This window comes from Halobacterium bonnevillei, assembly GCF_009831555.1.
Lineage (GTDB): Archaea > Halobacteriota > Halobacteria > Halobacteriales > Halobacteriaceae > Halobacterium > Halobacterium bonnevillei.
This window is the reverse complement of sequence record NZ_WUUU01000174.1, coordinates 1-5,957: the sequence shown is the minus strand read 5'-3', so window position 1 is coordinate 5,957 and position 5,957 is coordinate 1. Positions and strand designations below refer to the sequence as shown.

Below are 5,957 nucleotides of genomic sequence, written 5' to 3'. Positions count from 1 at the left end.
GTCCGTCCAGCCGGCGTCGCGGAGCGCACGGAACCCCCGGTACGCGCCGAGGAATAGCGTGCCGTGGCCGAGCGGCATCACGACGGCTTCCGGCACGGTCCAGTCGCGCTGCGCGGCGAGTTCCAGCGCGAACGTCGACGTTCCCGCGTAGAACGCGGGATTCCAGGCGTGGCTCGCGTACCACGCGTCACCGCCGACGGCGTCCGAAATGCAGGCGTCGGTGACCTCCTGGCGACTCCCCTCGATGCGGACCGGGGTCGCGCCAGCCGCCTCGATGGCGTCGAGTTTCGACTGCTTGACCGACGCTGGCACGTAGATGTCGGCGTCGATGCCGGCGCGCGCGGCGTACTGCGCGATGGCCGCGCCCGCGTTCCCCGAGGAGTCCTCGACGATGCGCTCGACGCCGAGTTCGGCGGCCCGCGACAGCGTCAGCGCCGCGCCGCGGTCCTTGTAGCTCCCCGACGGGAACACGTACTCGAGTTTGAACTCGGCGTCCCAGTGGTCGGCCTCCGCGAGCGGCGTCCATCCTTCGCCGAGCGTGACCTCCCGGCCGACCGGGAGGAACTCGTCGAACGCCCACAGGCCCTCGCGCGGGTCGCGTCCGGGCGGCTGCTGTCGGGCAGCGGGCGTTCGGCGAAGTCCAGCGCGTGCCCGCACTCGCAGCGCCACGGCTCCTGGGGGCCGCTGCCGTACGTTCGACCGCAGGAACGGCATTCGAGCATACGTCCAGCGATGCCGGTCAGCCACCTCAGGCTACCGGTCCGGGGCACAGTTCCAGGAACTGAGAATCGGGGTTACCTTTCTTTGACAGTTCCCCCGGACAGTCTCATATGGTAACACTTCGTGTCAGCCACCTGGGCCTGCTCGGCCTGCTCGGCCTGATCGGACTCCTGACTGACAACCCGTCGCTGTTCGCGCTGTTCGCGCTGTTCGCGCTGTTCCCATTCGATCGCAAAATTTTGTCCACGGGCGGCAACTGAGGTCCGCCCCCGCGCTCGCGGCCCCTCAGAACGTATCCACGTCAGTACCGACCGAACACACGTACTCTCCCGTGGCGACCTGGGGGAGGCGGCGAGTCCGCCAGAAGATGCCGTCGTTGTCGGCGGTGACGGTGGCTTTGAGGGTGCCGAAGACGTCCGTGATCTCGAAGAGGGTGTCGCCCTCGGTGACGTCGTCGCCGAGGGACTGCTTGAACTCGACGAGGCCGCCGACTGGGGAGCCGTAGCGGTCGAAGTCCTTCGCGCGGGTCTGGGGCTGCGTGTCGACGTCGCCGTCGAGGAAGCCGTAGTACCGGAGGACGTTGAAGACGCCGTCGACCCCGTACTGGATCGACTCCTCGTCGAAGCCGACGCTGCCACCGAGCTCCGGGTCGATGGTGGGGATGCCTTCGTCGGGGCCGGCGCGAGCGAGCTGGCCCTCCGGCCCCTTCTGGTCGAGGACGTGGCCGCAGCCGAAGACTTTCGCGAGTTCGAGGCAGTCGTCGTGCAGGCGGTGGTGGCGGCCACAGCGCACGCGGACCTCGTTGATCATGCGGGACGTCGACCCCTGGTGGAGGTCGACGATGAGGTCGGCGTCCTCGGCTGCCGAGAACGTCGCGTGCGCGATGCGTTCGGACGACGAGCCGTTCGCGCTGCCGGGGTACGCGCGGTTCAGTTTCGTGTCGTCGATGGGGTTGCGGTGTTCGGCCACCTGGAAGGCGTGGAAGTTCGTGACGCCGACGACCCGGACTTCGCCCGCAATTTCGGCGGGGTCGAGTTGCGGGACGACGCGCCGCAGGACGCCCACGCCGTTCAGTTCGTCGCCGTCGCTGGCGGCCTGCATGTAGATGGTGTCGCCGTCGCGGTCGCCGTTCACGACGGCGACCGGGAGGCCGACAGCGGTGCCGTCCCGCGTCTCGCCCACAGTGAGTCGCCCCGTGTCGAACTCCCCCGGGGCCGCGGACGCCGTGCCGAGCGTAGTCATTACAAGTAGGGCACACTCGCGGCGCCTTGAGCGGTTCGGTCCCGGAGAACCGACGGTGCTTTCACTCGCCCCGTCGAACCCCCTGCCATGTCCGAGGCGTCCGAGCGGCCGACGGACGACGACGCGGCCGGCGCGGCCAGCGCCCCCGGCGACAGGTCCGGCGTCCAGAACCTGATTCGCGCCCTCGACGTGCGGACGCAGGCGAAACGCGGGTTCCTGGTCGGCGTGCTCGTCGCCGTCGGGACGTACTGGTTGTTCGTCGTGGCCTCCGGCGGGTCGCCGTACTCGACGGCGTACCTCGTCGCGCTGGCGGCCGTGCTCGCGTTCACGTTCGGCCTGCTGGCGACGCTGGCGTTCACAGTCGTGTCGGCGTACCGGCTCTCCCAGCGCCTCGAGTAGGACCGCCCGCGTTCACGCCGACACGAGGTCCCGGAGCCGATCCGCACTTGCCCGCGTCCCCTTCGCCAGGAGGACGTCGCCGGCCGCCACCTCGGTTTCCGGGCCCGGCTGGACCACCCACTCGTCGACCCCTTCGTCCGGCCGCCGCACCGCGATGACGGTCATCCCCGTTTCCGTGGACACCTGGCGGCCGCCGAGCGTCGCGGCGTCCAGCCCGCTCCCGGGTTCGACCGTCTCGCGGACGATGACTTCGTCGGACTCCTCGACGGCCTCCTGGACGACGACGTGCGTGTCCAGGCCGCGCAGCACGCCCTCGCTGATTTCGACGGCGGCGTCACTGATGACCTCCGTCGAATTGGCGATGTGCACGAGGCCGCGCAGCGACACCGGGTCGTCGACGCGGCTGGCCGCCCGGAGCGTCCACGCCTCGAATCGGGACTTCAGCGCGTCGACCTCCGCCTCGAGTTCGACGACTTCCGCGGCGAGGTCCGTCGAGTCGAACAGCACCGCGCCGTACGCGAGGTCGACGGACAGCTCGCTCATGTTCTTCATCGTCACCACGGAGTCGACCGCACGCTCCAGGTCGTCGATGCCCGCCTCGGGGACGTCCGGGGGTTCGTAGGCGCTTCCCGTCACAGTCTCGTAGACGCCGCCGATGTGCTCCTCCGCACCCCGCAGCAGCAGGACGTCGCCGCCGCGAAGCTCGGTGTCGCGGTCGGGGTTCAGAATCCAGTCGCCGCCCCGCCGGATCGCGAGCACGCGCACCCCGGTCTCGGTCTCGAGGTTGACGTCGAGGAGCGTGCGGTCCGCGTACTCCGAACTCGGGTCGAGTTCCGCGCGCACCAGCGACTCCACGGCCTCCGGGAGTGCGGCGCGAATCGCGTCCGGCACGCCGATGTCGTCGAGGACGACCTTCGCGATGTCGCCGGCGGCGTCGCTGATCTTCTCCGCGGCGCCGACCACGCCGAGCACGGGCGCCAGCGTCTCCGCGTCCTCCGGTTTGCGCGCAGCGAGCAGGAGACTCATGCGCGCGCGTAACTGGAGGATGTCCATGCGCTCCTCGAGTTTCAGGACTTCCGCGGCGACGTCGTCGCTGCCGTGCAACACCGCGGAGTACGACAGGTCGATGAGCAACTCCGCGGTGTCTTTCATCTCCGCGAGGAGGTCTTTCACGCTCGCGGGCTCGTACTCGACGCGGCCGCTCATGCACGCGAGTTCGCCCCCGTCACCGAAAAACGTTCGCGTCCCCCGTCGCGAACCCCGGTGGGGCGTTGCACTCCGCGCGTCGCCGCTGGCCGCCGGAAGCGCCGCGACCCAGTCGTTCCCGGCCGCCGCACGCGCGTTCGACGATGAGGCTGGCGCCAGCGTCCCGTGGGCGAAATCGACACCCATTAGGTGGGACCGTAAAGAACCGTGAAGTATGGCCGACGAACTCAAGAAGGGACTCGAGGGCGTGCTCGTCGCTGAATCCGAACTGAGTTACATCGACGGCGACGCCGGCAAACTCGTCTACCGCGGGTACACCATCGAGGACCTGGCGCGCGGCGCGACCTACGAGGAGGTCCTCTACCTGCTGTGGCACGGCCGCCTCCCGAACCGCGAGGAACTCGCGGCGTTCCGCGCGGACATGGCGAGCCACCGCGACGTCGACGACGCCGTCTACTCGCTCGTCGAGGACCTCGCGGCCGCCGACGAGGACCCGATGGCGGCGGTCCGCACCGCCGTCTCGGAGCTGTCGGCGTACGATCCGGACGCGGACGCCGACCCGACAGACGTCGACGCGAACCTCCGGAAGGGCAAACGCATCACCGCGAAACTGCCGACGATCGTCGCGGCGTTCGCGCGCTGCCGCAACGGCGACGACCCCGTCGAGCCGCGCGAGGACCTCGACCACGCCGCGAACTTCCTGTACATGTTGAACGACGAGGAACCCGACGACGTGCTCGCGGACGTCTTCGACCAGGCGCTGGTCCTGCACGCCGACCACGGCCTGAACGCGTCGACGTTCTCCTCGATGGTGACGGCGTCGACCCTCGCGGACCTCCACGCCTCGGTCACGTCCGCCGTCGGCACGCTCTCCGGGAGCCTCCACGGCGGCGCGAACGCCAACGTCATGCGGATGCTCCAGGAGGTCGACGAGTCGGACAAGGGCGCCGTCGAGTGGGTGGAGGACGCCCTCGAGAGCGGCCAGCGCGTCGCCGGGTTCGGCCACCGCGTGTACAACGTCAAGGACCCGCGCGCGAAGATTCTCGGCGAGCGCTCCGAGGAACTCGGGGAGGCCGCCGGCGACACGAAGTGGTACGAGATGAGCGTCGCCATCGAGGAGTACATGGCCGAGGAGAAGGGCCTCGCGCCGAACGTCGACTTCTACTCCGCGTCCACCTACTACAAGATGGGCATCCCGGTGGACGTCTACACCCCGATCTTCGCGATGTCCCGCGTCGGCGGCTGGATCGCCCACGTCCTCGAGCAGTACGACGACAACCGCCTGATTCGGCCGCGGGCGCGCTACGTCGGCGACGAGGACAACGAGTTCGTGCCGCTGGACGACCGGTAACGGCCCGCCGTCGGCTCCGACGACGACTTCTCACGCGTCTGCGCGTTCGGCCATCATCGCGGCGGCGCGGGGCGCCCACTCGCCGTAGCGGAAGCCGGCAGTGACGACCAGCGCCATCCAGACGTTCGAGAGCGCGACGCCCCAGTAGGCGGCCGTCGCGCCGTACCCCAGTGGGACGCCGACGAGGTACGAGAACCCGATGAGGAATCCGACCATGCCGGTGGTGCGTGCGAGGAACGGCACCCGGGTCTCGCTGGCGCCCTGGAGCGCGCCGGACAGCGCGACGAACCCGGCGAGGAACGGCGCGCTGAGGCCGTACGCGCGGGCGAACCAGACGCCGTGGCGGAGCGTCTCCGGGTCGTCCGCGAGCAGTGCCACCAGCGGTCGTGCAAAGTACGCGAGCGCGACGCCGACGGCGCCGACTGTGAGCACGCCGAGTGCAGCCACGGCCCAGCCGTTGAACCGGGCCGTTTCGGGGTCGCCGTCCCCGAGCGGTTGGCCGACGACGACGTTCGCGGCGACGTTGTACCCCCGGGACAGCGGGCCGGTCGCCTGCTGGTAGACGCGGCGCCCGATCTGGAACGCGGCGTTGACGTTCGTGCCGAACGTCAACAGGAGCGCGTTGAACGGGAACTCCGCGAGCGCGGACACCGTGCCTTCGGCGATTTTCGGGCCGCTGACGGCCAGCAGCTGTTTCGTGATGACGGTGGACGTCGGACGCGCGAACCCGGCCGCGGTGTGCGTCGTCGCGATTGCGGCGGTGAGGACGAGCGCGGTGAAGCCGTTCGCGGTGGCCGTCGCCGCACCGACGCCGACCACGCCGAGTTCGGGGAGCCCGAAGTAACCCAGTCCCAGGCCGACGCTCCCGAGGATGTTGCCGACGTTCGCCACGGCGTTGACGTACATTGGCGTCCGGGTGTCGCCGGTCCCCTGGAGTGAGCGGGCGGCGATGAGTGCGACGTGGCGGGCGGGCGCGGTGACGAGGATGACCGCGAGGTACGTGCTGGAGAGCGCGACGACGTCGGGGGCCGCGCCGAGC

The 5,957-nt window shown here is 69.9% G+C and carries 6 protein-coding genes and 1 pseudogene; 3 read left to right on the top strand and 4 right to left on the bottom strand.

Going from position 1 to position 5,957, the window contains the following annotated elements; translation table 11 throughout:
* Window positions 1-722: pseudogene (locus GRX66_RS15550) on the bottom strand (pyridoxal-phosphate dependent enzyme); the annotation flags it as partial.
* Window positions 723-830: 108 nt separating this feature from the next.
* Between GRX66_RS15550 and GRX66_RS15545 the strand changes: the two are divergent.
* On the top strand, window positions 831-980 hold the full coding sequence (locus GRX66_RS15545; protein ID WP_159527358.1) for a hypothetical protein: 150 nt from the start codon (window positions 831-833) through the stop codon (window positions 978-980).
* Between the two features lie 25 nt (window positions 981-1,005).
* On the opposite strand, the gene GRX66_RS15540 is transcribed toward GRX66_RS15545, so the two are convergent.
* Window positions 1,006-1,962, bottom strand: coding sequence for a succinylglutamate desuccinylase/aspartoacylase family protein (locus GRX66_RS15540; RefSeq protein WP_159527357.1), 957 nt, complete (start codon window positions 1,960-1,962; stop codon window positions 1,006-1,008).
* Window positions 1,963-2,049: 87 nt separating this feature from the next.
* Here GRX66_RS15540 and GRX66_RS15535 point away from each other — a divergent pair, with 87 nt between their 5' ends.
* Window positions 2,050-2,361, top strand: coding sequence for a DUF7536 family protein (locus tag GRX66_RS15535; RefSeq protein ID WP_233745574.1), 312 nt, complete (start codon window positions 2,050-2,052; stop codon window positions 2,359-2,361).
* A 12-nt stretch (window positions 2,362-2,373) separates the two neighbouring features.
* Here GRX66_RS15535 and GRX66_RS15530 read toward each other — a convergent pair whose 3' ends face one another.
* Window positions 2,374-3,567, bottom strand: a complete 1,194-nt coding sequence (locus GRX66_RS15530; protein WP_159527356.1) for a potassium channel family protein — start codon at window positions 3,565-3,567, stop codon at window positions 2,374-2,376.
* A gap of 214 nt (window positions 3,568-3,781) precedes the next feature.
* Between GRX66_RS15530 and citZ the strand changes: the two genes are divergently transcribed.
* Complete coding sequence (gene citZ / locus GRX66_RS15525) at window positions 3,782-4,918, top strand: citrate synthase (RefSeq protein ID WP_159527355.1); 1,137 nt, start codon at window positions 3,782-3,784, stop codon at window positions 4,916-4,918.
* 30 nt (window positions 4,919-4,948) lie between these two features.
* Here citZ and GRX66_RS15520 read toward each other — a convergent pair.
* Window positions 4,949-5,957 (bottom strand): MATE family efflux transporter (locus tag GRX66_RS15520; protein ID WP_159527354.1); only part of this gene is annotated, 1,009 nt, incomplete at its 5' end.

Coding starts and splice junctions, on each gene's coding strand:
- GRX66_RS15545 (WP_159527358.1), top strand. CDS start 831: ATGGTAACACTTCGTGTCAGCCACCTGGGCCTGCTCGGCCTGCTCGGC.
- GRX66_RS15540 (WP_159527357.1), bottom strand. CDS start 1,962: ATGACTACGCTCGGCACGGCGTCCGCGGCCCCGGGGGAGTTCGACACG.
- GRX66_RS15535 (WP_233745574.1), top strand. CDS start 2,050: ATGTCCGAGGCGTCCGAGCGGCCGACGGACGACGACGCGGCCGGCGCG.
- GRX66_RS15530 (WP_159527356.1), bottom strand. CDS start 3,567: ATGAGCGGCCGCGTCGAGTACGAGCCCGCGAGCGTGAAAGACCTCCTC.
- citZ (WP_159527355.1), top strand. CDS start 3,782: ATGGCCGACGAACTCAAGAAGGGACTCGAGGGCGTGCTCGTCGCTGAA.